Origin of the sequence: Streptomyces sp. NPDC093591 (assembly GCF_044764885.1) — a bacterium.
Taxonomy (GTDB): Bacteria; Actinomycetota; Actinomycetes; order Streptomycetales; family Streptomycetaceae; genus Streptomyces.
Map to the genome: position 1 here is coordinate 149,300 of NZ_JBIWIY010000009.1, position 26,577 is coordinate 175,876.

At 71.8% G+C, this 26,577-nt stretch carries 16 protein-coding genes; 8 read left to right on the forward strand and 8 right to left on the reverse strand.

Going from position 1 to position 26,577, the window contains the following annotated elements; genetic code table 11:
- Positions 1-49: 49 nt before the first annotated feature.
- Complete coding sequence (locus ACIREI_RS20630) at positions 50-874, reverse strand: class I SAM-dependent methyltransferase (RefSeq protein WP_403334623.1); 825 nt, start codon at positions 872-874, stop codon at positions 50-52.
- 224 nt (positions 875-1,098) lie between these two features.
- On the opposite strand from ACIREI_RS20630, the gene tnpB reads away from it, so the two are divergent.
- Entirely contained in the window at positions 1,099-2,526 is a 1,428-nt protein-coding gene (gene tnpB / locus ACIREI_RS20635; protein WP_403334625.1) for an IS607 family element RNA-guided endonuclease TnpB, read from the forward strand.
- 69 nt (positions 2,527-2,595) lie between these two features.
- Positions 2,596-4,434, forward strand: a complete 1,839-nt coding sequence (locus ACIREI_RS20640) for a prolyl oligopeptidase family serine peptidase (RefSeq protein ID WP_403334626.1) — start codon at positions 2,596-2,598, stop codon at positions 4,432-4,434.
- Positions 4,435-4,812: 378 nt separating this feature from the next.
- Here the strand turns inward: ACIREI_RS20640 and ACIREI_RS20645 are convergent, their stop codons facing one another.
- Positions 4,813-6,753: an NAD-binding protein gene (locus tag ACIREI_RS20645; RefSeq protein ID WP_403334628.1), complete on the reverse strand. Its 1,941-nt coding sequence runs from the start codon at positions 6,751-6,753 to the stop codon at positions 4,813-4,815.
- Between the two features lie 182 nt (positions 6,754-6,935).
- Between ACIREI_RS20645 and ACIREI_RS20650 the strand changes: the two genes are divergently transcribed.
- The 5 genes from ACIREI_RS20650 (at position 6,936) to ACIREI_RS20670 (ending at position 12,146) form a co-directional block, all read left to right on the forward strand.
- Positions 6,936-8,006, forward strand: a complete 1,071-nt coding sequence (locus tag ACIREI_RS20650) for a permease (protein WP_403334630.1) — start codon at positions 6,936-6,938, stop codon at positions 8,004-8,006.
- Positions 8,003-8,758, forward strand: a complete 756-nt coding sequence (locus tag ACIREI_RS20655) for a TIGR03943 family putative permease subunit (protein WP_403334631.1) — start codon at positions 8,003-8,005, stop codon at positions 8,756-8,758. Before ACIREI_RS20650 ends, ACIREI_RS20655 begins: the two co-directional genes overlap by 4 nt.
- Before the next feature lie 52 nt (positions 8,759-8,810).
- The gene (locus ACIREI_RS20660; protein WP_403334633.1) at positions 8,811-9,881 is read left to right on the forward strand and encodes a trypsin-like peptidase domain-containing protein; all 1,071 of its coding nucleotides are present in this window, start codon (positions 8,811-8,813) and stop codon (positions 9,879-9,881) included.
- Positions 9,882-10,062: 181 nt separating this feature from the next.
- Positions 10,063-10,233, forward strand: a complete 171-nt coding sequence (locus tag ACIREI_RS20665) for a hypothetical protein (protein ID WP_403334635.1) — start codon at positions 10,063-10,065, stop codon at positions 10,231-10,233.
- 71 nt (positions 10,234-10,304) lie between these two features.
- Entirely contained in the window at positions 10,305-12,146 is a 1,842-nt protein-coding gene (locus tag ACIREI_RS20670) for an HEXXH motif domain-containing protein (RefSeq protein WP_403334636.1), read from the forward strand.
- Positions 12,147-12,401: 255 nt separating this feature from the next.
- On the opposite strand, the gene fxsT is transcribed toward ACIREI_RS20670, so the two are convergent.
- The 3 genes from fxsT to ACIREI_RS20685 form a co-directional block, all read right to left on the reverse strand.
- Positions 12,402-16,340 carry an FxSxx-COOH system tetratricopeptide repeat protein gene (fxsT, locus tag ACIREI_RS20675; RefSeq protein WP_403334638.1) on the reverse strand — a complete coding sequence of 1,313 codons (3,939 nt, stop codon included), beginning with the start codon at positions 16,338-16,340 and terminating at the stop codon, positions 12,402-12,404.
- Between the two features lie 300 nt (positions 16,341-16,640).
- Positions 16,641-18,158 carry a hypothetical protein gene (locus ACIREI_RS20680; RefSeq protein WP_403334640.1) on the reverse strand — a complete coding sequence of 506 codons (1,518 nt, stop codon included), beginning with the start codon at positions 18,156-18,158 and terminating at the stop codon, positions 16,641-16,643.
- A gap of 76 nt (positions 18,159-18,234) precedes the next feature.
- Entirely contained in the window at positions 18,235-18,543 is a 309-nt protein-coding gene (locus ACIREI_RS20685) for a trypco2 family protein (RefSeq protein ID WP_403334642.1), read from the reverse strand.
- Between the two features lie 201 nt (positions 18,544-18,744).
- On the opposite strand from ACIREI_RS20685, the gene ACIREI_RS20690 reads away from it, so the two are divergent.
- The gene (locus ACIREI_RS20690) at positions 18,745-19,974 is read left to right on the forward strand and encodes an amidohydrolase family protein (RefSeq protein WP_403334644.1); all 1,230 of its coding nucleotides are present in this window, start codon (positions 18,745-18,747) and stop codon (positions 19,972-19,974) included.
- A gap of 106 nt (positions 19,975-20,080) precedes the next feature.
- On the opposite strand, the gene ACIREI_RS20695 is transcribed toward ACIREI_RS20690, so the two are convergent.
- From ACIREI_RS20695 to ACIREI_RS20705, 3 genes are all read right to left on the reverse strand, one after another.
- The gene (locus ACIREI_RS20695; protein WP_403334646.1) at positions 20,081-20,839 is read right to left on the reverse strand and encodes a glycosyltransferase family 2 protein; all 759 of its coding nucleotides are present in this window, start codon (positions 20,837-20,839) and stop codon (positions 20,081-20,083) included.
- A gap of 8 nt (positions 20,840-20,847) precedes the next feature.
- Positions 20,848-21,471, reverse strand: coding sequence for a UTRA domain-containing protein (locus ACIREI_RS20700; RefSeq protein ID WP_403334648.1), 624 nt, complete (start codon positions 21,469-21,471; stop codon positions 20,848-20,850).
- A 334-nt stretch (positions 21,472-21,805) separates the two neighbouring features.
- Entirely contained in the window at positions 21,806-25,957 is a 4,152-nt protein-coding gene (locus ACIREI_RS20705) for an AAA family ATPase (protein ID WP_403334650.1), read from the reverse strand.
- Positions 25,958-26,577: the final 620 nt, after the last annotated feature.

Consider the following 26,577-nt stretch of genomic DNA (forward strand, 5'->3'; position numbering starts at 1 on the left):
GGGCCCGGCCGCGGGGTCGGTGCGGCTGAGTGAGGTGGGCGTGGCAACGTCAGTCGCGGGTGGCTTTGAGCGAGTACATCAGCGGAATCCGCGGCCGGCCCGCCGGGAAGCGGTAGTAGCCGTTCCGCGCCTCGAAGGACTCGAACCGGTGGAACAGCGAGACGTCGTGCTCGTGCAGGAACTCGATGCGCAGCCCGGCCGCCGCGAGCGCGGTCACGACCTCGCCGACCGGGTGCTGCCACTCGACGCTGCGGTTGTGGACCGTGTCGGTGCTGTCGGACCCGTACGTGCCGGGGATGTCGTACACCTGGGCGTCGCGGTCGAAGTAGTCGCGCACGACCCGGGAGCCCGTCTCGTCGTCGAGGATGTCGGTGACGGGGTGGAACTCGGCGAGGTAGAGGAACCCGCCCGGCGCGACCAGCGAGGCCGCTGTCTCGGCCCAGCGGCGGACGTCGGGCAGCCAGCACAGGGCGCCCCCGCCGGTGTAGACGATGTCGTACGCCGGGTCCGGCACCGCTTCCACCGCGTCGTACACGTCGGCCGCGACGAAGGCCGCCCGGTCCTGGCCGAGGCCGAGGTCGGCGGCGAGCGAGCGGGCCACGTCCACCGCGGGCTCGGAGAAGTCGAGGCCGACCACGCGGGCGGCGCCGTGCCGGGCCCAGGACAGGGTGTCCAGGCCCATGTGGCACTGCAGATGCAGCAGCGACCTGCCTGTGACGTCCCCCACCTCCGCCAGTTCGAAATCGCGCAGGGCGTCGGCGCCGGCGCGGAAGCCGTCGAGGTCGTAGAACGAACCGGCGGCATGCAGGGGGACACGCTCGTCCCAGAGCGCGCGGTTGGCATCATTCCAGTCTGCGGGTATGGCGGAGTGCATGGTCGCGAAGTTATCCACAGGCTGGGGACCTCGCCAGCGAATTGTCGGCGGGCGGAACCGGCGTCGCGGCTGAGGTGGGTACGGGTCTCGCCCTGCCGGAAGCGAACGAAAGTTCTTTGATCGAATGCGTGACCTTGATGCGAGGCGCTCGTTGAGATGGCGAAGGGGCCTTCGAAACGGGGGATTGTCGAGTGAGTGGCAAATTTCGGCCGCAGCGCGGTTGCGTGGTGCAGGCTTACAGGTTCGCCCTCGACTCGAACGCCGAGCAGGAGCGCGCGCTGCGCTCGCACTGCGGTGCTGCTCGCGCTGCCTATAACTGGGCTGTGTCCTGGGTGACCGCGCCGTGGGGGCAGCGTAAGGCCGAGGCCTCCTACGGCATCGACGAAGAAGGGCTCACGCCGTGGCGGCTGTGGTCGCTGCCTACGCTGAGGAAGGAGTTCAACCGCGTCAAGGTCGCCGACCCCAGATTTGCCGACTGGTGGAAGGAGAACTCAAAGGAGGCATACAACACCGGGCTCGCGAACGCCTCGGCCGCCTTCGACAACTACGCCAACTCGAAACGAGGCAAGCGCAAGGGCCGCAAAGTGGGTGCGCCTCGGCGCAAGTCCAAGCGCAGGGCCAGCCTGGCCTGCCGGTTCACGACCGGCACGATCCGCATCGAGCAGGACGGTCGACACGTCACCTTGCCCCGCCTGGGCATGATGCGCACCCACGAACCCACCCGGAAGCTCTTGGCCCGCATCCAGGGCGGCACGGCGCGCATCCTTTCCGCGACCGTCCGGCACGAGCGCGGACGCTGGTTCGTCTCCTTCCAGGTCGAGACCGCCCGCGAAATGACTCGCGTTGCCCGGCCGGACACAGCGGTCGGTATGGACCTCGGGATCAAGCATCTCGCGGTCCTGGCCGACAGCACCGGCGAGATCCGCTATGAGCCCAACCCGAAGCACCTGGATGGAGCGCTCAAGCTGCTGAGGTTCCATTCCCGCCGCGTCTCCCGCCGTCAGGCACCAGACCGCAGGACCGGCCAGAAGTCGTCGAAGCGGTGGGAGAAGGCCAACCGGGAGCGCAACCGCGTGCATCATCGGGTGGCCAACCTGCGCACCGATGCGCTGCACAAGCTCACCAGCAGGGTCAGGGCCGAGTACGGCAAGGTGGTGGTCGAAGACCTCAACGTCGCCGGAATGCTCCGCAACAGACGGCTTGCCCGCCGTGTGGCGGATGCCGGGTTCGGGGAGATCCGGCGCCAGCTTACGTACAAGGGTCAGCGGAACTCCTGCCGCACGGTCGTGGCGGACCGCTGGTATGCCTCCTCCAAGACCTGCTCGGCGTGTGGCGCGGTGAAAGCCAAGCTGCCGCTGCACGTGCGAGTCTTCGACTGCGACGAGTGCCCGCTCGTGCTGGACCGGGACGAGAACGCAGCCCGCAACCTCGCCGCCCTCGTGGCGGCCTGCACCACTGGTACCGGAGTGGCCGGAGACCAGGACACGCCCTGCGTGTCGAAGCCTCGTGGAGCCGACCGTAAGACCCGCCGCCAACGCCCCGACCGGGACATCGGTCGAGGCGGGCGGGCAGGTGGCGCAAGCCTGCCGTACCAGCGGCAGGAGGAAGCGAGAGATCGTCGTCAGGACGCCGAAGCCCTCACGCTTTGGTGACACTGTCACGAACCTTCCTGACAGCAATGTCAGGAACGCTGAGAGGAGCTGAGCCTTACAGTGACGGCCATGACTGAGAGCCACGGGTCCGATTCGCGGGATCACCACAAGCAGGACAAGGCCATGCCGGACTGGGAGAAGCGCTTCCGGGCGCCTCGGGTGTCGCTGCCCGACTGGGCGGAGGACGCCCCGGACCGCTCCCTGTTCGTGTCGAACGCCACAGGGACGTACGAGCTGTACGCCTGGGACCGGTCGACGGGCGAGCAGCGCCAGGTGACCGACCGGCCGAACGGCACGACGGACGGCGTGCTCACCCCGGACGGGGCGTGGATCTGGTGGTTCGACGACAAGGACGGCGACGAGTTCGGTGTCTGGCGACGCCAGCGGTTCGACGGCGGCGAGGACGAGCTCGCGGCGCCGGGCCTGGACCCGTCCTACCCGGCGGGCCTCGCCCTGGGCCGCGACGGCCGTACGGCGATCGTGGGCCGCTCGACCGACGAGGACGGCACGACGATCCATCTGGCCCGCACCGGTGAGCCCCCGCTGGAGATCTACCGCCACCGCGAGTCCGCGGGCGTCGGTGACCTCTCGCACGACGGCACGCTGATCGCCATCGAGCACACCGAGCACGGCGACGCGATGCACTCGGCGCTGCGCGTCCTGCGCCCCGACGGCACGGCGGTCGCCGAACTCGACGACACCAAGGGCGGCTCGAAGGAACTGGGCCTGGAGGTCCTGGGCTTCGCCCCGGTGGAGGGCGACGCGCGCCTGCTCATCGGCCACCAGAGGCGCGGCCGCTGGGAGCCGCTGGTGTGGGACGTGGCGACGGGGGAGGAGACGGACCTGGCGCTGGAGCTGCCCGGTGACGTGAGCGCCGAGTGGTATCCCGACGGCACCGGTCTGCTGATCGCGCACAGCTTCGAGGCCCGCAGCGAGCTGTTCCGGTACGACCTGGCCGCGCGTGAACTGGTGCGGATCCCGACCCCGGCGGGCTCGGTGTCGGGGGCGACGGCCCGGCCGGACGGCAGCGTGGAGTACCTGTGGTCGTCGGCGGCACAGCCGTCGGCGGTGCGGTCGACGACGGGGCGCGTCGTGCTGGACCCGCCCGGCATGAAGTCCCCCGGCTCGGTCCCGGTCCAGGACGTGTGGGTGGAGGGCCCGGGCGGCCGCATCCACGCACTGGTGCAGCGACCTGCCGGCACCGAGGGTCCCCTCCCCACGGTGTTCGACATCCACGGCGGCCCGACCTGGCACGACAGCGACGCGTTCGCGGCAGGCCCCGCGGCCTGGGTGGACCACGGGTACGCCGTGGTCCGGGTCAACTACCGCGGCTCCACGGGCTACGGGCGTGCCTGGACGGACGCGCTCAAGCACCGGGTCGGGCTGATCGAGCTGGAGGACATCGCGGCGGTACGGGAATGGGCGGTGACGTCGGGCCTCGCCGACCCGGCCCGCCTGATCCTGACCGGCGGTTCGTGGGGCGGCTACCTCACCCTCCTCGGCCTCGGCACCCAGCCGGACGCGTGGACCCTGGGCATCGCGGCGGTCCCGGTCGCCGACTACGTCACGGCGTACCACGACGAGATGGAGTCACTGAAGGCCCTGGACCGCACACTGCTGGGCGGCACCCCGGAGGAGGTGCCGGAGCGCTTCGAGGCGTCGTCCCCGCTGACGTACGTCGACCAGGTGAAGGCCCCGGTCTACATCTCGGCGGGCGTGAACGACCCGCGTTGCCCGATCCGGCAGATCGACAACTACGTCAGGCGGCTGGAGGCCCGGGAGGCGGTGCACGAGGTGTACCGCTACGACGCGGGCCACGGTTCGCTGGTGGTGGACGAGCGGATCAAGCAGGTGAGACTGGAACTGGACTTCGCGGAACGCCACCTGGGGGCTCCGCGGCAGCCGTAGCCCACCGCCGGCCCGTGAGAAGCCGCCGTCCGTCTCGCCGAGGTGAAGGGGCGCTGCCCCTTCGACCCCGCCAGGGGGCTCCGCCCCCTGGACCCCGGCCTTCGCCCACCCACCACCCGACTCGGTCGGCCAGGAGGCTGAACTCGAAAAACTTCCAGGCCCTGCGCCTCGAGCACCGAGCGTCGCTCGTCGGCGCCGGCCGCCGTCATCCAGCCCGTCCGGCGTTTGAGGACGAGGCCCCTTCAGGGCCGAAGCGGGGGTCTGGGGGCGGCAGCCCCCAGGAGGCGGGGTCGAAGGGGCGGCAGCCCCTGGGGATGGGACGGGTAGGGGCGGCGGGGGCGCTGCATCCATCAGCGGCTCCGCCGCGGGCCCCCCGGCCTAGGTCCCCGCCCGCTCCCGCGCCCGCCTCCCCAACAGCTCCGCCAACCCCCGCCGCGTGGCGGCCAGTACCACCCGGTCCTCCTTCTGGAGGACGTAGTCGTCGCCCAGCTCCCACACCCACCCCGAAGCAGCCGCACCCCCCGCCCGACCGTCCTCGTACGCCTCCTCCACCGCCGGCTCCTCCCGCCGCTCGTCACGCCCGCTCCGATCCAGAGCCAACACCCGCCAGGCCCCCGCCCGAAAGGCCTGCCCGACGGTCTTGTCCTCCAGCTGCGGATGCCCGGCCACATCCACCGCCGCAAACAGCAGCACCCGCCGCTCGACGGGAATCGCACCCAGGATCTGACGCCCCATCATCGCCCCGGCGAACGCGGGCGCGGCCAGATGCGTCACGCTCCGGCTGCGGGTGGACGCGTACGGGTGCGCGGCACGCAGCGTGCGATAGACGGCGGTGGCGAAGTCGTCGTCGTACAGCCGCAGGACCACACGGAGGTCGGGGCGCACGGAGCGCGCGTACAGGGCGGCTTCGAGGTTGGTCGTATCCGCACTGGTCACCGCCAGCAGCGCATGCGCCCGGTGGATCTTCGCCGCCTCCAGGACGCCCTCCTGAGTGACGTCCCCGAGCACCACCGGCACCCGCAGCCGCCGCGCCGTCGCCAGCCCGCGCGCCTCGGGGTCGGCCTCGACGCACACCACGGGGATCTGCAGTTCCCGCAGCCGCGTCAGCACCCGGGTGCCGATCTTGCCCAGCCCGAGCAGAACCACGTGCCCGCCCAGCCCACGCGGCGGTTTGCGCAGCGCCGACGCGGAACGGAACGTGCCGAGGGCCTCCAGCACGGCCGCCAGCAGCACAGGAAGCAGCAGCAGACCCATCAGCCCGGACAGGAGCTGGAGGATCTGGCGGGCCAGACCCTGGTGGAGCGCGGGTTCGTTGATGGCGAAGAGGTCGAGGAGGGTCATGTAGGTGGCGTACAGCGGGTGTTGTCCGGTCACCACCGTCAGCGCGATGGCCAGCGCCGCCACACACCCCACCAGCCCCGCCAGCGACCACCTGAGCCGCCGCGAGAACAGCGACGCGAACGCCAGTACGACGCCCCGCCCCCCGCGGTTCGACGGCAGCGACGGGCCGGCGTACGACACCTGCTCCAGGACGACCGTGCCCCGCCCCCTGGCCCCGCGCACCGCCGTCGCGTCCGGCAGCAGCAGCGGCCCCTGCTCGCCATTGCCTTCCGAACCGCCCGCTCCGGACGAGCCGTTGCCGTTCGTCGACAGCAGGGCCAGCGTGGCCAGCCCTCCAGGGGGCACCTGACCGGACCGCAGCGGCGGGCGTTCCACCGCGCGCAGCAGCAGGCCGTCCGTCTGTACGACCTTGGTGGTGCCGGCCACGGCGGACGCGGCCAGCGCGGGGGCGGCCGTATCGGCGTCGGACAGGACCGTGGTGGACGCGTCCAGAGCGGCGTCGCCCGTGCCCGTCGCCAACGTGGCGGCCTGGTCGAGGAGTTCCTCGATGTGCTGGCCCAACCGGCGGTTGTACAGGCGCAGGACGAGGCGGAGACGGGGGTTGAGGCGGCGGGCGGTGAGGGCGGCGCGGATGTTGGTCTCGTCGTCGTCGTAGACGAGGGCGAGCGCGGCGGCCCGTTCCACGCCCGCGTCGGCGAACGCCTCCTCGGTGGCCTCGGCGGCCTCCAGCACCCGTACGCTTCCGGCCGGTTCGGTGCCGGTGTCGGGCCCGCCGCCCGTGCCGCCGCCCGCTCGGTTGACGGCCGCGTTCACCACCCGGTCGAGCAGCGCAGCCGACACCGCCCGGGCCCGGCCCACGACCGGTGGCCGTACCGTGCGTTCGGAGGGCGGCACGACGAGCGTGACCTGTTCGCCGTACACCCCGCGCAACTCGGCGGCCAGCCGGTGCGCGAGCCCGTCGTCGCCGCACACCACCATGTGCGCGGCCGTGTCACTCCCTAAGCCCTGATTCGGAACGCTCGCCACAAGGGGAAAGACTGCCTCACCGGTACGGGTGGTTCCACAGGCGCCCCCTCGGAACCTGAACGCCCGCGCCCGGCCGCCCGTATGAGAGGGGAGGGAAATCAGCGCCCTTCCGCACCACCGGAGGTACCTCGCCCGTGGCGATCACGAAGACCGTCCCGCAGCGGACCGACGACGGCAGGGACAGGGAAGGGCCCGGGGGGCCTGAACGGGCCGGGGACCCGAAGTGCCCGGCGGACCCGCAGTCGACGGACGAGGGCCGCCACCTCAACTCCCCCCTCCTGCTCACCATGCTCATGCTCGTGCTGGTGCTTCTCCAGAGCCCGATCCGCCGCGCCCTCGCCGCACCGGTGATGCAGAGCTGGACGACGGTGTTCGTCGCGGTGATGGTCCAGGCGCTGCCGTTCCTGGTGCTGGGCGTGCTGCTCTCGGCGGCGATCGCGGTGTTCGTGCCGCCGTCCTTCTTCGCCCGCGCCCTGCCCCGCCGTCCCGCCCTCGCCGTCCCGGTCGCCTCGGCGGCGGGCGCGGTGCTGCCCGGCTGCGAGTGCGCGTCCGTGCCGGTGGCCGGAGCGCTGGTCCGGCGTGGCGTCACCCCGGCCGCGGCGCTGGCGTTCCTGCTGTCCGCCCCCGCGATCAACCCGATCGTGCTGACCGCGACCGCCGTGGCCTTCCCCGGCAACCCGGAGATGGTCCTCGCCCGCCTGGTCGCGAGCCTGCTGGTGGCCTGCGCGATGGGCTGGCTGTGGCTGCGCCTCGGCCGTACGGACTGGCTGCGCCCGCCCTCCCACCTGTCCTACGACGGCCAGAGCAAGGGCGAGGCCTTCTGGGGCTCCGTCCGGCACGACGTGATGCACGCGGGCGGCTTCCTGGTGGTCGGCGCGATCGCGGCCGCGACCCTCAAGGCGGTGGCCCCGGAGAGCTGGCTGCGCGCGGCGGCCGACAATCCGGTGCTGGCGGTCCTCGCCCTCGCGGTCCTCGCGGTGGTGCTGTCGATCTGCTCGGAGGCGGACGCGTTCGTGGCGGCGTCGCTGTCGCAGTTCTCGCTCACGGCCCGCCTCACCTTCCTCGTCGTGGGCCCGATGATCGACCTGAAGCTGTTCGCGATGCAGGCGGGCACCTTCGGCCGCGCCTTCGCCCTGCGCTTCGCACCGGCCACCTTCGCGCTGGCCGTGGTCGTGTCGGTGCTCACCGGGGCGGTGATCCTGTGAACCGCCAGGCCCAGGCCGCGGTCCTGTTCCTGCTGGGCGCGTCGCTCCTGCACGCGGCCACGACCGACCTCTATCTGCGGTACGTCAAACAGGGACTGCGCCCGCTGGTGCTGGTGGCCGGCGCGGTGCTGATCGCGGCGGCGGTGGCCACGGTCTGGTACGAACGGAAGCGGACGCGGGCGCACAAGCAACGCGAGGCCGGTCAGGACAGGGACGAGAACAGCGGCGAGGAGGCCCACACCCACCGCGAACCCCGCGTCTCCTGGCTCCTCGTCCTCCCCCTCTTCGCCCTGATCCTGGTGGCCCCGCCCGCCCTCGGCTCCTACAGCGCGACCCGCGCCGGTACGGCCCTGCAGGAACCCGTCGCCTATCCGTCCCTCCCCGCCGCCGACCCCCTGCGCCTCAGCGTGGTCGACTACGCGGGCCGCGCCGTCTACGACCACGGCCGCACCCTCCACGACCGCCGCGTCCAGCTCACCGGCTTCCTGGCCCTGGACCGCGACGGCACCCCCTACCTCGTCCGCATGGCCCTCAACTGCTGCGCCGCCGACGCCCAGCCGGTCAAGGTCGCCCTCGCCGGACACGTCCCCCCGGTGCTCCAGCCGGACACCTGGCTCCAGGTCACCGGCACCTACACCCCGCGCCGCGTCAAGGACCCGGTCAACGGCGGCCCGATCCCGTTCATCGAGGTCACGGAGGCGAAACCGGTGGCGGAGCCGACGGATCCGTACGACGAGAGCTGGAACAACTGACTCCGTCGGGACGCTCCGCGTACCCCTGACGCGCGAGGGGTAAGGGGCCGCTGTGGGGGAACAGGCGCAGGGGCTGGAGGCGGCGCGGGTCGCCGAGATACTGGTGCGGCGGCCGGGCGGACCGGCCGGCCGCCGCGGTTCCGGATACCGGGTGGGCGAGACGTGCGTGCTGACGGCCGCTCATGTCGTGGCCGGGCCGGTGGCCTCGGTCCGGGTGCGCTTCGACGCGGACCGGCCGGGGGAGTGGAGCGCCGAGGCCCGTATCGTGCTGCTGGCCGAGTCCGCGGATCTCGCGCTGCTGGAGCTCGCCGACCTGCCGCCCGGCCGGCCCCCGGTCGGCCCGCCCTGCTACGCGGCGGTGCCGGACGCCGATGTGACCCTGCCCTTCAGCGCGATGGGCTTTCCTCGCTTCAAGCTCCGTGTGGACACCGCGCACCGCCTCGACGACGGATCGCCCAGCCAGTACCGGGACTCGTGCCATGTCTCGGGCACGGTCTCCGTCCTGTCCAACCGTCGTGCGGGCACGCTGGAGCTGGCCGTGGTCACCCCGCCCGCCGAGGTCGAACCGGAACGCTCGCCGTGGGAGGGGATGTCGGGTGCCGTGGTGTGGTGCGGCGGCAGCGTGATCGGCGTGGTGAGCGCCCATCACCGCTCGGACGGCCTGGGCAGGCTCGCGGCCGGCCGGGTGGAACGCTGGTACGACGCCCTGGCCCCCGCCGAACTGGAACTGCTCCAGCGGTGCGGAGGCCTGCCCCCGCGCACCGCGCTCGCCCTCGCCGACGGCGCCCGTGACGCCCACCCGGTTCCCACCCTGGCCGGTCTGCCCGCGGACCTGCCGCTGCGGGAACTGACGGAGCTCGTCGACGCCCTGACGGCGCTTCCGATGCTGCGCGGCGGGAGCGGGACGGAACTCCTCCTGGAGAGCATCGACGGCCGTATCGCGGCCAACACCCCCCGCGACCCCAGGCTGCGGATGGCGGTCTACGGCATCGTGCGCACCTGCCTGCGCTACCCGGGCACACTCGACCAGCTCCTGGAAGCCGTGCGCCTGCTGGAGGGGCCGTCCCCGGAAGTGGAACGCGTGGACCGTGCGGCGGCCGGACTCGCGCGGCGCAACGGGTGACGCCGGCGTGCTCTCGGCAGGTACCCGGGGCCCCGACGGTGTGGGCCATTGGCTGACTTGATGTAGTGGCGCGGCCGGGATACGGGGTTTCGACATGTGCCCTGCTGGGTCATCATGGTTGAGGCACCGACAGCGCTGACTGGTAGGTACGGGAGGGGACTTGGCAGCCGTGGAGGAAACGATGCCTGCCGTCGAGTCCGGTCTCGTCGATCTCTCGGGGGTCTCTCTTGAAGCGCTGCGCTCCATGGACGGCACCGTCCTCGGCGAGTCGCTCGAACAGGTGGTGCACGACATCGACGGCCCCCAGGGCATCACTGCGGGCGGTTACAACGGGTCCCGCTTCGACGCCTGACGAGGTGATCGACCCGGTGCGGTGGGGCGTCCGTGGCCGCTGAAGCCACGAGCACACGGGATCGCCTGCCCTTGCATCGACTCTCGGCGGAAGGCGTTCAGGCCCTCGCGCGAGGCGAGGGCGACGGCGCGGTGGTGCAGGCACTGATCGGCGCGGAGCGCAGCCGTCGACTCCTTCTGCTGCGGGCACTCGACAACGAGCTGTCCCGGCGTGCTCCGACCGTGTCCCGGGGAGCGTCGGCTCTCTACGCGGAGGCCTGGGCCCTGCTGGAGCGCGCCCAGCGGCACGCGCCCGAGGCGTTCGAAGACGTCATGATGTCCCCCAACACCGGGATGTGGGCCTCACTCGCGGTCCGCAGGGCCAGGGGGTGGGCGGCCGACGAAGAGGCGCCGCAATGGGTGGTCACGGGGCATCTGGCGGCACTGGCCGCCGCCGCGGGGGCGCGGGCCCGACTGGACTTCTCGATCACCGTTCCGGTGCGTCATGGGCTGGTGCTGTTGCCGACCCTGGGATGCGCGGTCCTGCCGGACACAGAACCGTGGGCCACCGGCCGGGTCCGGGGCCGCAAGGGCCGGTTATGGATCACGGGTGCGGGCGGCGACGTGGAGGTCGCACCCGGATGGGACCGGCGCGGCGCAGCCTGGCTGCCGGTGCGCAGGGTCGTGTTGGGGGCCGCGCAGACAGTGAAATCCCTCGTGCTCGAGGATCTGGACCCCTACCGGACGTTCCCCCGTCCCAGCGAGCCCCGCCCGTTGTCCGAGGCGGAGGCGGAAGCGTGGGCCTCGCTCCTCGGCGATGCCTGGAAGGTGCTGCTGCGCGACGATCCGGTGAGTGCCGGGGCGATGCGCGACGGGCTGATGTCGGTGGCTCCCACACCGGCGAGAGAAAGGTTTCGGCCGTACAGCTGCACGGCCGCCGCCGCGTTCGGCGGGGTCGTGGCCTCCCGCCCGGACGACGCCGCCCAGCTCGCCGCGACGTTGGTGCACGAAGTCCAGCACATCAAACTGGGCGGCCTGATCCACCTGGGACCACTGACCGTGCCGGCACCGGACCCACAGGTGCCGGAAGAGCTGTTCTACGCCCCCTGGCGCGACGATCCCCGTCCGCTGGACGGTCTGCTCCAGGGCATCTACGCCTTCCTGGGGGTGACCCGGTTCTGGCGCGCGCACCGGCACGCCGCCGACCCGGCATACGCCCCACTCGCCCACTTCGAGTTCGCGCTCTGGCGTGGTCAGGTGTGGTCCACGCTGAACCTGGTCCGCGGACACGAGCGACTGACAGCGCTGGGGCGGCGTGTCGTGGAGTGCCTGAGCGAGCGTTGCGCGCAGTGGATGACCGAGGAGGTGCCCGCGGCCGAGCTGCGGCTCGCCGAGGACGCCGCACACGACCACTTCGCGCGCTGGCGGGCCCACCACCTGCGCCCTCCGGCCGCGGCCGTCGAGGACGCCGTACAGGCCTGGCAGCGCGGCGACGACCGGCCACCGGTCACCCTCGCCGAAGAGCCCGAGCTGACCCCGGACACCGAGGTCCGGTTCCTGGACAGCGCCGCCGTCCTCGCCCGGCACCGGCTCAGCGAGCCCGAGGGAACCTGGCGGCACACCGCCGCCCGGTACGGCGCGGAGGCCGGGGGCGTCGACGGCGCCGAGGCGGCCGACGTCCTGCTGGCCTGCGGTGATCTCGCCGGAGCGCGGACCGCCTTCGCCGCCCGGCTGGCCGGCAAGGGGGCGCCGGTGGCCGCCTGGGCCGGCCTGGGGCGGGCCCTGGCCGACGATCCGGCCCACGAGGCCGCGTCCCGCCTCCTGCTCGGCTTCCCTGAGCGGGCCCGAGCCGTGCAGGACGCCTTGGAGACGGCGACGGGACGGGGCGCGGACCCCGTCACCCTGGCGACCTGGCTGGCCCGCCGCCCGAACTGACGGGAGCCTTCTGACGCGTCAGGCGCACCGGCCCTTGCGGGGCGGGGCCGACGGCCCCGCCCGTTCAGAGCCCGGGAAGAAATCCCCTGCCTGCGCCGCGATGCCTGGCACGCACTCCCCCAGCCGGGGGGGAGCCGCGTTACCGAACCGCCCACGTGGCGCCTCCCCCACGCTCGAACAACCTCGCGCGGGGGAGCCCCCTGACGCCTCGGCACTCGCCCTACGGGCGGACGAGGGGGATTCCTTCACCGCCTCTCACAGCGGCAGCGGGTCGATGTCGCAGTTGGCCCGCTCGCGGTCCCTGAACTGCACGGTGGCCGGGTGCGGGGTGCCGTGCTCCGCGCGCAGCCGGGGTGCGTCGAGCACGCGCTCCATGCGCGCCATGGTGTCCTCGCGCAGGGCGCTGCCCTGGGCCTGAGCACCGACGGAGACGAGGTCCATCGCCAGGTTGCCGGCGCACGCCAGCGTGGTCGGATGGTCCTCCCCGAAGGTGATGCGGCACAGGGCCGACGCGTCCTCACCCCGGCGACGCGCGTCCTCGTGCCGGTCGAGCGCGGCCAGGTCGCTGGCCAGGTTGATGGCGCAGATCAGGGCGAGCGGGTGATCCGCGCCGAGCCGGTCGGTGAGCGAGGCGAGTGCCGTCTCGTCCAGGCGGTGTGCCTCCTCGGGCCTGCCGAGCAGGCGCAGCGTGACGGCGAGGTCCACGTCGGCGGAGAGCACATGCGGGTGGTGCGGGTCGTAGATCTGCCGGTATCCCTCGCTGGCCCTGAGGCCCCGGGTCCTGGCCGCCTGCAGATCGCCGTTCTGGCGCAACGCCACCGACAGTGTCAGCGCGGAGGCCAGCGACTGAGGGTGGGTCTCGCCGTAGCGGCGGATGAACAGCGCGTGCGCCTCGGTGGCCAGCTCCAGCGAGCGCACATGGTCGCCTTCCTTGCGGCAGGACTCGCTGAGCTGGCGCATCGCCTCGATCGTGGCGGGGTTCTCATGACCGAACACCTCCCGGTAGGCCGCCAGCACGGTCTCGTGCAGGGACCGGGCGCCGACGTAGTCCCCCGTCTCGCGCACATCGATGGCGACGCTGTTCTCGGTGATCAGGGTCCGCCGGTCGTCACGGCCGTACAGACGCAGCTTCAGCGCGAGCGTGCGCTGGTCGAGTTGGAGCGCCTGGCGGAAGTCACCGACCAGACGCAGACTCACTCCGAGGTTGTGCGCGATGTTGAGGGTGGTCGGGTCGTCCTCACCGAAGGCCCTGCGGGCGCGTTCGTACGCGATCTTGTCGAGCTCGGCGCCGGTGGCGAACCTGCCCTCGACCCGGCGTACGGCGGCTTCCAGCTGGAGTGCGTCGAGCGCGTCCTCCCGGGTGTCCTCGCCCTCGTCGGGGGCGGTGCGTTCGTAGACCTCCCGGAGGTGGGTCACCAACCGGGCCGCGTCGTCGAACCGTCCCACCGTCCAGTACATGATGCACAGCCACTGCCCCATCAACAGCGTCTGCTGGTCCTCCTCGCCGAAGATGGTCAGCCAGGACTCCCAGGCCTGCTCCGAGAAGTCGAGCGACACCTCGTGGTCGCCCCAGTAGTAGAGGTACTCGGCGATGTTCCTGACCAGCTGGCGCACCCACGGCTGGTCGGACTTGATCGCCTCCGCGGCGATGACATGGCTGTAGAGCTCCGCGTAGCGGGGCCAGCTCGCCGGGTCGTTCGGGGACTTCGGGTCGGCGGCGGCCATCAGGGTGTGGGCGCCATGGCGCATGCGGGACTGCTCCTCGGAGGTCATGCGGTTGTTCAGGACGAGCTGCACGAGGCGGTGCATCTCGATGGAGTTCGTGCGGTGGTCGATGCGGGCGAGGGAGTAGCGGTTCACCTCCCTTATCGCGCGCGCGAGTTTCATCGGGTCGTTCAGGGCGGCGTCCAGCTCCGGGAAGATGCTGCTGTTGCCGAGGCCCGAGAAGATGGAACGGGAGATCGGGTCGGGGGCGAAGTAGGAGCACAGCTGCAACAGGCGCAGTGCTGCGGGGCTGCGGGTCTCCAGGTGGTCCAGGGAGACGTTCCAGGCCGCGGCGACCGGCAGTTGGTAGTCCGGCGGCGGGGCCACTTCCAGCAGTTCCATGCGCTTGTTCTCGAACAGCCGCAGATACTCGGAGGCGGGCATGCCCGTCTCGGCGCGCCAGGCGGCGGCCTGCTCCAGGGCCAGCGGCAGATCGCCCAGCGCCTCGGCCAGCGCGTCGGCCTCGTCGTCGTGGAGCGGTGGCCCGGAGCGGCGCAGCAGCTGCTTGCTCTCCTCCCGGGTGAACACGTCCACTTCCAGGGATCCACCCACCTGCCCCCACCGCCGGTTGCGGGAGGTGACGAGGATGGTGCCGTTGCCGCCCTGCGGGAAGTAGTGGCGAACCTGCTCGGGGTTGTCGGCGTTGTCGAAAATGAGCAGCCAGCGGGAGTACGGCCGGCCCTCGCGCAGCGCCTCCCGGACCGCGGGACCGGCGATGTTGGCCTCGGTCGTGGTCACCAGACCCAGCCGCTGGGCCAGTTCCACCAGCGCCTGGCCGATCTGCCCCGGCCGCTCCGCCGGGATCCACCACACGATGTCGTACTCCGCCTGGTGGCGGTAGGCGTACTCGATCGCGAGCTGTGTCTTGCCGACGCCGCCCATGCCGTGGATCGCTTCCGGCAGCACCGTGGTCGTGCCTTCCCGCAGGCGCTGGTCGAGCAGCTCCAGCAGGGCGGTGCGACCCGTGAAGTTCGGGTTCCGTGGCGGCAGGTTCCCCCAGACACGCGGCCGTGTCGCCCGGTCCTCCTCCACGGTGCGCTGGGGTGTTGTCGACATCTGAGGGGCTCCTTCAAAAGCGGGCCGGGACTGAGGACGCTGTTCGGCCGCCGCCGTGGCCGAGCCGGGCGGTGCGGATCCCGGCGACGTACGGGGCGGTTTTTCCAGGCTGACGGCGTATCGCCGATCGTGCCAGCTCAGCACCCTCGTCAACATGGCGGCACGCTGGCCATAACGCCCGGACAAAGCACGCAAAGCGGTCAGCTCCACCCGGAGGAACGCGATGTTACGGCTGTTGACGCGCGGCATCGCCAGGGTGTCGAGCGGCTCGGCGGGGTCGGGCAACAGGGAGCGGGTCGCGGGGTCCGCGGCCAATAAGGCGCGTACGTCGTGCAGGACCCGGGCGGTCGCGCTGCGGCGGCCCAGCGCCAGCAGTTCCTCGCGGGTGTTCGGAGCGAAGGTGAACGCCACGTCCGCCGGGCCCTCGTTCTCCGTCCGGGTGGGCCGGACCAGACCGCTCAGCAGCAGTTCGGAGACGTGCACCGGGCCCGCGTTCGGGGCGCTCTCCATGACGGAACGGATGGCCGGCAGGCTCAATGGCGCGGCGGCCAGCCGGGTCGCGAGCATGAACGCGGTGGGGCTCGCGGCGGCTCTGAAGTCGGAGACCCGTTCCGCGGCGGGCACGGTGCTGTGCGGGTCGGGCACGTCCTCGGCCCAGGGCAGGGCACGGGCCGCGTCGGGCCTGCTCTTCCACTCCCGTGCCTGGATGGCGGACAGATCCCGCCATTCGGACGCCGGCCCGGCCACCAGCCGGACCAGGGACTCCGCCGAACGGTGGGTCAGGGCGAGAACGGGTACGAGCACGGCGTCGCCCTCGGACCCGGACTCCTCGGCATCCGGTAATCCGGCCGGGACCTCGCGCCCCTCCCAGTCCCACTTGCGGTTGGCCGCCCAGGCGTACGGGGCGCGGATGCGTACCCGGTGCACGTCCAGCCCGGTACGGAACCACAGCCGCTGCGGAAGCAGGTGCACCACGGCGACGGGGCACCTGCGCCCCGCCGCGCGCAGCAGCGGCTGTACGGCGCCCAGCCGCCAGCCGACCGCCAGGGCGTCGGTCAGCACCAGCACCACCCGGCGCGGGTCCGCGGTGGCCGGGGCGAGGGGCTCCTCGGTGCTCACCCGCGCCGCGTCCGTCTCGTCCGTCCCGAGCAGGCGCACCACCCGCACCCGGGTGAACCGCCCCGACTGCCGCAGCTCGTCGACCAGTTCGTCGACCGAACGGTCCCACACCCGCATCGTCGGGTGGGTGTCGAGGACGAGTAACGCCTCCGTGAGCCGCGGCCCGTCCGGCCGCCCGAGCCGTCCGAGGGCCCGCGCGGCCTCACGACGTGCCCGCGCAGCCCGTGCCGGTCGCTGACCATCGTCGTCACGCATAGGTGCTCTCAAGGCGTCGAAGTGACGGTGAGAGTGCTGGGGAGTCGCGCAGACCCCGGGCATGCGTGACATCCACGGTCAAAGCCTTGCAGTGCGTGCACTGCTGAAGCAAGTGCGTACGGGGGCTCGCGCAGGGTGTGCGCATGGGCACGTCAGGGGCAGGGAAGCCGGTGCGAAACAGACGCGGACCAGCGGATGCACGCTGCTGCATATCGGGGCAGCCCCTCTCGCCGCGGGCGGATCGATCCTGGGTCCTTGCGGTCCGCGCCACCCGTGCTCCGCCTCCGCCCTTGCACCCGGTCACGGCTTCACCGGCCGGTGTTCGGGCCCGGGAGGGCCGGGTCTGCGTTCCGGATCGTCGAGCAGGATCGCAAGGTGGCGTCCCACGTGGTTGTCCCACCCCTCCGGCCCCATGGCCAGAGCCTCCCTGCGCCATTTTCCGGTCCGCTCCAGCAGACCTGCCAGGCCCCGGTCCTGCACGATGTCGGCCACCGCCTCCTTGAAGGAGGGGTCGGAACAGTCGCCGCGGTGCCAGAGCATGGCCGGTATGCCCGACCGCAGTCCCGCCAGGTACTCCTGACGGCCGGTCAGGGAGTCGGTGCCCGGGGGTTCGCTGAGCACCAGACAGACCGCCTGCTCGTCCTCCTTCAACTCCCGCTCCAGATGGAAGTGGGAGCGTCCCGGGCGGTTCCAGTGCGAGTGGGTGTCGGCCGGCCGCTCCTTGAACTGGCGCCACTTGTTGTGCCACGGCCGGTGCCAGGCGGCCTTGCGCAGGCGTTCGAACGAGCGTACGAGCACTGCGTAGTCCATCACCAGCGGTGTCGGCGAGGCCGAGTCCGACTCCTTGTGCCACCACTCGACCGGCTCGCCGAGCAGTTCCCACGGGAGGATGAACTCGAGCACGACCGGCTGACGCAGGTCCGACCAGCGTTCCTCGGTCTGCTCGATGAGGAGTTCGACCTCCGAGGGGAGCTCGTCGCGGTGCAGGTGCAGCGTCTCGCCGGGCACCGGATGCCATCCCTCCGCATCTGACTGCCGCCAGTGGGAGAGGTAGTACCGCTCGGGATCCACCCCGTCGGGTTCGAACTGGATCATCAGATACGCCGGCACCAGGGAAGGAGGCGGCTGAGCGACGCCGCTGCGCTGCCACTCCGACAGCTTCTCCTCCAGCTCCCAGGCGCGGGCCTGGCGGCGGAGCCAGCGGCGCAGCTCCTCGGCCGCCGGCGCCTGGCCGTCCTCCATCAGGTGGTCGGCGGCCAGGGACAGGAACGCCATGCTCACCGGCAGGTCCTTCGCCCCGGAGTTGTCGCCGGCCAGCCGCAGGAACACCGTCCAGCCCGTGTCGCACCACGGGGGAAGCTCCTGGGTGCGTGAGCGGCTCGCCCGTCGCGCCAGGGTCGCGAGGGCGGACGACGACCGCATCTCCAGGAGTATGTGCCGCAGTGGGAGCAGATCGGCGCCGTCGAAGAAGTCCACGGCCTCCCACTCGTCCACCAGGGGCCGCAGCGTCGTCACGGCGACGGACTGCTGCTCGACATAGCCCAGGCAGCGCACCAGACACGGCAGTCCGTCCGGTATCCGGGTGCAGTGCTCGACGAGGTGCAGCAGCCACGGCCGCAGCGACTCGTTACGCCGGGGTTCCACGGGTGAGCCCAGTTCCTGGCCGAGCATGGTCACCAGCAGGTCGGCGCTGGTCGGCTGCCGCATGGTGGTCGATTCCTGGAGTACGTCGACGACCTCGGCCATCAACTCGTTGCGAACCCGTGCAGGGCTGCGCCCTTCCACCCCCGTGACCTCCCGATCGCCACCAGTCGTCATCGAGTTCCTACCGACAGTCGTCGATTCAGCGTACGGCCACATCTCCAGCCACGTCAGGGGCGCGAAGCGGCGCGGATCAGCGTTCCGCGTCGGCTTCGTCCCCGGCGATCAGCACCGTGCGCCGCGTTCCGTCCGGCGCGACCAGTCTGGGCTCCAGGGTGAGGCTGATCCGGTGCGTCAGTGACGACTCCGACTGCGCGTCACCGCCCGCCTCGACGACCCAGAACCGCACCTTCCCGGCCGCGCCGCCTCTGCGCCCCACCATGACAGTCGCCTCGATCTCCACAGGCCCGAGCTCGAACCGCACGGGCGCGGCCGACCCGTCCGCCAGTGCCGCGTTCAGCTCGTGACGCAACTCCCGGATCATTTCTGCGAGTTCGATCACTTGGGGATCGTAGCGGCGCACACGGAACCCGGCAGCCCCCCGCGTCGGACCTTCGCGAACTCGCCGCGTTTCACCGCCGACCGGATGGCCCCTTGCCGTCGCCGGGGAGGCCCCTTACTGTGAACCACAAATCTGATGGACCGTCAGATTAGGATTCCGGCGGTCCGCCGCAGGCACGAGGCAGGGACGAGGGGGCCAGACGTGGCGACCGCCAACCGCAGTACCACCGACAGCAGCACCAAGGATCTGCCCAAGGTCATCAGCGTGGACGATCACGTGATCGAGCCCGCGCACCTCTTCGAGACCTGGCTTCCGGCCAAGTACCGGGACCGGGGCCCGAAGCCCCTCACCGCCGGGATCGGCGAACTGGAGTACGTCGGCGGGAAGTACCGGTTCACCACGGACCCGGACGGCCAGATCACCGACTGGTGGGAGTACGAGGGCGACCTCTTCCCGTACAAACGCATCATCGCGGCCGTCGGCTTCTCCCGGGACGAGATGACGCTGGACGGCATCACCCGCGAGCAGATGCGGCGCGGCTGCTGGGACCCCAAGGCGCGGCTGGCGGACATGGACATCAACCACGTCGAGGCCTCGCTCTGCTTCCCCACCTTCCCGCGCTTCTGCGGCCAGACCTTCGCCGAGGCCAAGGACAAGGAGGTCGGGCTGGCCTGCGTGCGCGCCTACAACGACTGGATGGTCGAGGAGTGGTGCGGCGACAGCGGCGGCCGGCTCATCCCGCTGTGCCTCATCCCGCTGTGGGACATCGACCTCGCGGTCGCGGAGATCCACCGCAACGCGGCGCGCGGGGTGCGCGCGGTGACGTTCAGTGAGATCCCGACGTACCTCGGGCTGCCGTCCATCCACTCCGGCTACTGGGACCCGTTCTTCGCGGCCTGCGAGGAGACCGGCACGGTCGTCAACATGCACATCGGGTCCTCCTCCCAGATGCCGGCCGCCTCCCCCGACGCCCCGCCCGCCGTCCAGGCGTCCCTGTCCTTCAACAACGCCATGGCGTCGATGATGGACTTCCTCTTCTCCGGGGTCCTGGTGAAGTTCCCCCGGCTGAAACTCGCCTACAGCGAGGGCCAGATGGGCTGGATCCCGTACGCCCTCGAACGCGCCGACGACGTCTGGGAGGAGCACCGGGCCTGGGGCGGCGTGAAGGACCTGATCCCGGAGCCGCCGTCGACGTACTACTACCGCCAGATCTTCTGCTGCTTCTTCCGCGACAAGCACGGCATCGAGGCCATCGAGACGGTCGGCGTCGACAACGCGACCTTCGAGACGGACTATCCACACGTCGACTCGACCTGGCCGGAGACGAAGAAGGTGGCCGAGGAGCACGTGGGCGGCCTCTCCGACGAGGTGGCCTACAAACTGCTGCGGGGCAACGCGATCCGGATGCTCGACCTGTCCTTCGACCGGTGACTCCGGGGGCCCGACAGGCGGGCCCCAGCCGTCTTCCAGCGCCCCGAGCCGTCTCCGCCGAGCGCGTGCCCAGGACTGCGTCCTCTCCGTCGCCGGGCGGCGGCGGTCACCGGGTCGGCGGGTACTGCCAGTCGAAGGAGGCCAGTGCCCGTGCCCTGGCCTGCGCGACTGCCATGCGAGCCGCTCGTTCCGCGGGGTCCAGGTGGGCCGACTGGCCGGTCGCCTGGCCCTCCCACTTGCGGTAGAGGAGCCCCACCTCGGCCGAGAACCAGCCCCGGCTCACGGAGTTGAGGGCGAGCAGCAGGCCCGTGTCCTCGGAGGCGGGGAGTGCCATCCAGCCGCCGAGGGCGAGCAGGAGGTCCCGGCGGACGCAGAGGGTCGCCGGGTGGACCGGGGCGCGGAAGTCGTTCGCCTTCCAGAAGTCGAGTACGACGCCCCGCTCGACGGGCCCCTCGTCGGGGTCGCCGGGGAAGCCGGCCGTCGTGCCGTCCGGCAGGAGGTCCAGGACCCGGGAGGTCGTCCAGCCGATGGTCCGGTCGGCTTCCAGGACCGCCAGATCCCGGGCGAGAGCACCCGGCGTGAGCTGGTCGTCGGCGTCGAGGATCTTCACGTACTCGCCCTCGGCGTGCGCGAGCGCGATGGTGCGCGCCACGCCGGGGCCCCCTGGCCGGCCCTGGCGGAACGTCACGCGCGCGTCGTCGGGGACGTACGGGCGGACCTGGTCCGTCTTCCCGTCCTCCTGGATCACCCACCGCCACTCCCACCCTGTCGGCAACTCCTGTTCCCGCAACGACTTGTGGGCGTCCGGCAGGAACGCCGCCGAAGGGCCGTGGACGGCCGTGACGATGATGACGCGCCGAGCCACCGCGGCACTCACCACCTTTCCAGGGGAGTGGTGAACACAAGCTCCGCGCGGTCCCCGGGCAGCGTGACCTCGGAGATCTCCACGACGCGGTCGGTGATGTCGTACGACGTCTTGCGCAGCAGGATCACCGGCGCCCCCGGCGGCAGGCCCAGCTCCCACGCCTGCCGAGGCGTCGGCGGCCGCGCGGTGACCCGCTCCTCGACCCGGCCCACCTCGATGCCGACCGTGTGGAGCTGGTTCTGGGTGCCGCCCGGCCAGGGCTCGTGGGCGGCGTCCAGGAGAGCGGGGTTCGCGGCGATCATGGCGCGGACCAGGTAGGAGGTCACGAGGCTGAAGGGGGCGCTCTCGGCCGAGCACCGCGTCCGGTAGGCGCGCTCCAGGAGCGGGGTCCCTTCCGGCACGCCGAACGCGTCCGCCAGTTCCGGGGATGCGGCTACCTCCCGGTACCGCGCGTGGAAGACGAGGTCCCGCATCTGAAGCCCGGTGTCGCGCTCCGTGGCCCCGGTCGCGGCCCGCGTGGCGAGCGGGCGGCGCGCCCGGTCCTTCTCCCACTGGTGCCGGTGGTTGTCGCGGAGCATCGGGGTGCGGGGCCGTCGCAGGTCGTCCACGATCACTTCGTACGCCTTTGGCACAGGATCAGCGTACGACTCCGCGAAGGCCCTCGCCGGGCCGGACAGGCCACCGGGCCGTCGGAACCGCGGACATGAGAAGGCCCGACCGCTGGCGACGGGGGATGCACCAGCGATCGGGCTGAGCCCACAGTAACAAGGCTGTCTGCCTCGCGGGAGCCGCCCGATCGGCTGCGGCCCGAGGTTGTGATCGGGATCACGGAAACCGCTGTCGGTCGCACACCCGTCATGCCACTTGCGTTTCCGCCCGGTCACTGAGCGCATGGAGCGAGGCCGCACCCGCCCTTGCCGGGGTTTGTCGTCTGCTCGGTACCCGGGGGTTCCTCGCCTGCTCGGTCTACCGCGCGCACGGCGGCTCGTACGACAGCCGAGGCAGATACTCATGCCACTTCTCCCGCGTCAGCACGCCCTGTGTGGTCGAGCAGACGCGGCGGATCGCCTGGTCGACGTCGAGATTCCACAGCCGGATGGTGTCGGTACCGCTGGAGACGCCGAGCATGTGGCTCGTCGGGCTGAACGACAGGAAGTTGCCCGTCTTGGCGTTGGGGCTCATCGCCTGGCCGACGGCGGAGGCGCCGGACGGGGAGGTGACGTTCCACAGCCGGACCGTGTTGTCGTTGCCGCCGCTGGCCAGATAGCGCCCGCCCTCGTTGAACGTCAGTGAGACGACCGCTTCGGTGTGGCCGGTGAGGGGGGCACCGTGCGCGGTCGCCTCGCGCGGCTCGGTGACGTCCCAGAGCCGTACGGTGTCGTCGTCGCTGCCGCTGGCCAGCGTTTGGCCGTCGGGGCTGTAGGCGAGCGCGTTGACCGGCCCGGTGTGACCGGTGAGCGGGGAGCCGAGCAGGGTGGGCCGGCGCGGGTCGGTCACCTTCCACAGCCGGATGGTGGCGTCCGCGCTGCCGCTGGCGAGGGTGCGGCCGTCCGGGCTGAAGGCGAGGGAGTTGATGTAGCCGGTGTGCCCGGTGATGGGCGGGCCGAGCGGCACGACATGGGCGGGGTCGCTGACGTCCCACAGCCGGAGGGTGCGTTCGTCCCAGGCGGTGGCCAGCGTGCGCCCGTCCGGGCTGTACGCCAGCGCGTCGGGGCCCATGAACCGGGTGCGCAGCATGATGGGGGAGTCGTAGGCGACCGGGCGTGCCGGGTCGCCCACATTCCACAGGCGCACACTCTGCTCGCCCGTCGTCACCGCGAGCGTGCGGCCGTCGGGCGAGAACACCTGGGAGCGCTGGCCGGTGTCCCCGGGCAGGAACGGCTTGCTCAGCGCCACAGGCCGGGCGGGTTTCCGTACGTCCCACAGCCGGATACGTCCGTCCCGCGCGGCCGTGGCGAGCACCTTGCCGTCCGGGCGGAACGCCCCGTTGCCGCCGATCATGTCCGCCGTCGGTATCGACCACAGCCGGACCTTGCTGTCGCCGCTGCCGGTGGCGAGCGTACGGCCGTCGGGACTGAACCCGAGCGCGTACATCTCCCCACTGGCGCCCGCGAGGGGCTCGCCGACCTGGGAGGGGTACTCCCGGTCGCTGACGTTCCACAGGCTCGCGGTGCTGTCCGCGCTGGCGGCCGCGAGCATGGTGCCGGCGGGGTTGAAGGCCACCGACCAGATGGGGCCGGTGTGTCCGGTGAGCGGGGAGCCCAGCTGGCTGCCGTGACGGGGATCGGAGACGTCCCACAGCCGGATCGTGTCGTCCGAGCTGCCGCTCGCGAGGGTGCGGCCGTCCGGGCTGAAGGCGACGGAGTGCACCAGGGCCGTGTGCCCGGTCAGCGTGGAAAGCGCCTTCGGCCGGGCCGGTTCGGACACGTCCCACAGCCGGATCGTCTTGTCGTCGCCCCCGGCCGCAAGTGTGTCGCCGTCCGGGCTGAACGCCACGGACCGCACGGCGGCCCCGGCCCCGGTCAGCGTGGCCGACACCTCGGGCCGCTCCGGATCCGCCACGTTCCACAACCGCACGGTCCGGTCCTCGCTGACCGAGGCGAGCGTACGGCCGTCCGGGCTGAAGGCGATCAGGTAGATCGTGCCCTCGTGGCCGGTCAGGGGCGCGCCCAGCGGCCGCGGCCGACTCGGATCCCGTACGTCCCACAGCCGGACCGTGCCGTCGTCGCCGGCGCTGGCGAGCGTGCGGCCGTCCGGGCTGAAGACCGCGCTGCTCACCCAGCTCTTGTGCCCGGTCAGGGGCTTGCCCAGCGGTTTGGGCCGCTCCCGGTCGGACACGTCCCACAGCCGTACCGTCCGGTCGTAGCTGGCGGTGGCCAGGAGCTTTCCGTTCGGGCTGAACGTGGTGAGGTAGACGGCGCCGGTGTGGCCGAGCAGGGGCGTGGCCAGCGGGGCGTTCACGATCGAGATCAGCCGGCTGTTGGTGTCCTCGTCGTCCGGGCGCAGCCGGTGGGCGACCAGGTCGAGCTGGGCGGACAGCGACGGGTCCGAGTACTGGAAGCGGTCGGCCTCGGCGAGCACCTGCGCGAACAGGGCGTCGTCCCGCTGCTGCCAGGCGACCACCGCCGAGCCGACGGCCACCATCGCCAGCGCGACCAGCGCAGCCACCGCACCCCGGCTGATCCAGACCGTGCGCCGACGCAGCCGGACCGCGGCGGCCAGGAACTCCATCGCGCTCCGGGTCAGAAAGGTGTCGTCGGCCGACCGCGCCCAGCTGTGCGCCTGACCCAGCCGGGAGCCCCGGTAGAGCAGTGACGAGTCACGCCCGGACTCCTCCCAGGCCCGGCCGTCCTCCTCCAGCCGCTGGCGCAGCAGATTGCCCTGCCGGTCGTCGTCGATCCAGTCCCGCAGCCGGGGCCAGGCGTGGAGCAGCGCCTCGTGCGTGATCTCCACGGTCTCCGCGTCCAGTGTCACGAGCCGGGCCCGCACCAGCGCCTCGAGCGACTCCTCCGTCTTGCCCGGATCCGTCGACTCCGCCGCCAGCTGCCGCCGCGTCCCCCGCCTGCGCGTCGCCTGTGTGTCCTCGCCCAGCCGCACCAGCCTGAGCAGCAGCAGCCGCGCGGCCGTACGCGCCGCCGGATCGAGCCCGGACCAGGCACGCTCGGCGGTGGCGGCGACGGCTCCCTGGATCCCCCCGGCCGCGCGATACCCGGCCAGCGTCAGCCGCCCCGCCTTGCGCCGCTGCCAGGTGGCGAGCAGCGCGTGCGACAGCAACGGCAACACGCCCACGTGATGCGTCCCCCGCGGCCCGTCCGCACTCACCTCCCGCACGATCAGCTCCGCCAGCCCCGGCTCCAACTCCAGCCCCACGGCCTTGGCCGGCCCGGTCACCGCCTCCCGCAACTCCGCGGTGGTGAGCGGCCCGAGCACCATGTGCCGGTGCTGCAAGGCGTCGGCCAGCTCCGGGTGCCCCAGGCACTGCTCGTAGAAGTCGGCGCGTATACCGAGGACGACGAGCGCGGGAGCCGGACCACCGGGTTCGACGGGGGTGCAGGCGGCGTGGAGGAGCTGGATGAAGGTACGGCGGTCCGCTTCGTCGGGGCAGAGGGTGAAGGTCTCTTCGAACTGGTCGACGATGAGGACGGGTGGGGTGGGAGGGGGCGTGGGGGGAGGGGCAGCGGTGGATGTGGGGGTGGATGCCGGGGTGGATGCGGAGCCGGGTGTGAGTGTGAGGGCGGGGGCTTCGCGCCGGGCCCAGGCGAGGACGGCAGCGCGTGTGGCCTGCACGAAGTCGGTGGAGAGCTCTTCGCCGCCGGGTTCCTCGGCCTCCGCCGACTCGCCGTTTCCTTCTTCGGCCCGGGCCACGGACCCGTGTTCCCACCTGCCCTCGTGCTCTGAGGACGCGTCCTCGTCCCCTGGGGAAGTGACGACGTCCGCGAGGTCCGGAATACGACGGGTCAGCTCGGCGAGCGGATCGGCGCCCGGTACGAGCTGGGCCACCGCGCTCGACCGGCCACTCTCACCGCTCAGCGCACCGTTCTGCAGGGCCGGTACCAGGCCGGCGTTCAGCAGCGAGGACTTACCGGCGCCCGAGGCACCGACGAGCATGACCAGGCCGCCGGTCTTCCCCGCCGCGCGGAGCTGGGCGACCAGGGAAGCCGTACTCCGCTCCCGGCCGAAGAACCAGCCGGCGTCCTGCTGCCGGTACGAGGCCAGCCCCCGATACGGACACACCCCACCGGCAACGGCGGGGACCTCGACCGGAGCCTGCTCCTCCTCTTCCCCGGCGGTCGCCCGCTCCCACAGCCGCTGCCACTGGCCCAGGTCGTACAGCCCGGCGGACACGGGCACAGGACGCGCGCGCCGAGCCTGGGGGATCAGGACATGCAGTACGGCTTGGAGAGCGGCGAACTGGGCAGGCACGTTCTTGGCCCGGCGCCAGTCACTGATCCGCTGGGCGGAGACCCGTACGGGCCGCCCGCGCTCATCGACCCGCTGAAGCCGGACGACCGCCTCGGCCACGCTCTTCAGCGGAGGATTGCCGGCCTCCTTGTAGAGCAGCGCGAGCCGTTCCGCGAAGGCTGTACGTGCCCCCGCATCGGAACTCAAGGCCTCCACTCCCTTACCTCCGCCGCACCTGGACATCCGGACCGGAAAACTCACTTTATACGGCTGACCTGCGGCAAAGGTGGGTTCCGGAGACCGGACGCTCCTCCCGGGCACCCTCGACTGGCAGGATCACGACGCAAGTGCGCATCACTCGCGCGTCGCTCAGGCAGGCCACCAGCCCAGAGCTCGGAGAGACCACTCATGGCGCCGCAAGTTCTCGGTCACCTTCGGCAGGATCCGCTTCCGCCGGATCCCCTCCCGCAGGATCCGCGAACACCTCGCGCCTCCCCTGTCCTGCTCGATCCACACTGACCCGCCACGTATCTACACGGCAGGTTCCGCGGATCGACACCGCCCCCGTCTTCCGGCACCGGTCCCCACGAGGGGAGGGACCGGTGCCGGACGACGGGGTATTTCATTGCACGGCGGCGTATTTCACCGCACAGCGGGGTATTACACCGCACAGCGGGGTATTACACCGCACAGCGGGGTATTACACCGCGCTTCGTTGTGCCGGCGAATCTGCGCCGCTTGCGCCGCTCCCCGCAGCCAGGCGGTCGGGCCCGCGTAGGAGGCAGGGCTCGTGGCGAAGCGGGACCATGCTTCGTCGTCGCACGAGACCGTCGCGG

Coding starts and splice junctions, on each gene's coding strand:
- ACIREI_RS20645 (WP_403334628.1), bottom strand. CDS start 6,753: ATGGTGGTGTGCGGCGACGACGGGCTCGCGCACCGGCTGGCCGCCGAG.
- ACIREI_RS20665 (WP_403334635.1), top strand. CDS start 10,063: ATGCCTGCCGTCGAGTCCGGTCTCGTCGATCTCTCGGGGGTCTCTCTT.
- ACIREI_RS20680 (WP_403334640.1), bottom strand. CDS start 18,158: ATGACGACTGGTGGCGATCGGGAGGTCACGGGGGTGGAAGGGCGCAGC.
- ACIREI_RS20630 (WP_403334623.1), bottom strand. CDS start 874: ATGCACTCCGCCATACCCGCAGACTGGAATGATGCCAACCGCGCGCTC.
- ACIREI_RS20640 (WP_403334626.1), top strand. CDS start 2,596: ATGACTGAGAGCCACGGGTCCGATTCGCGGGATCACCACAAGCAGGAC.
- fxsT (WP_403334638.1), bottom strand. CDS start 16,340: ATGCGTGACGACGATGGTCAGCGACCGGCACGGGCTGCGCGGGCACGT.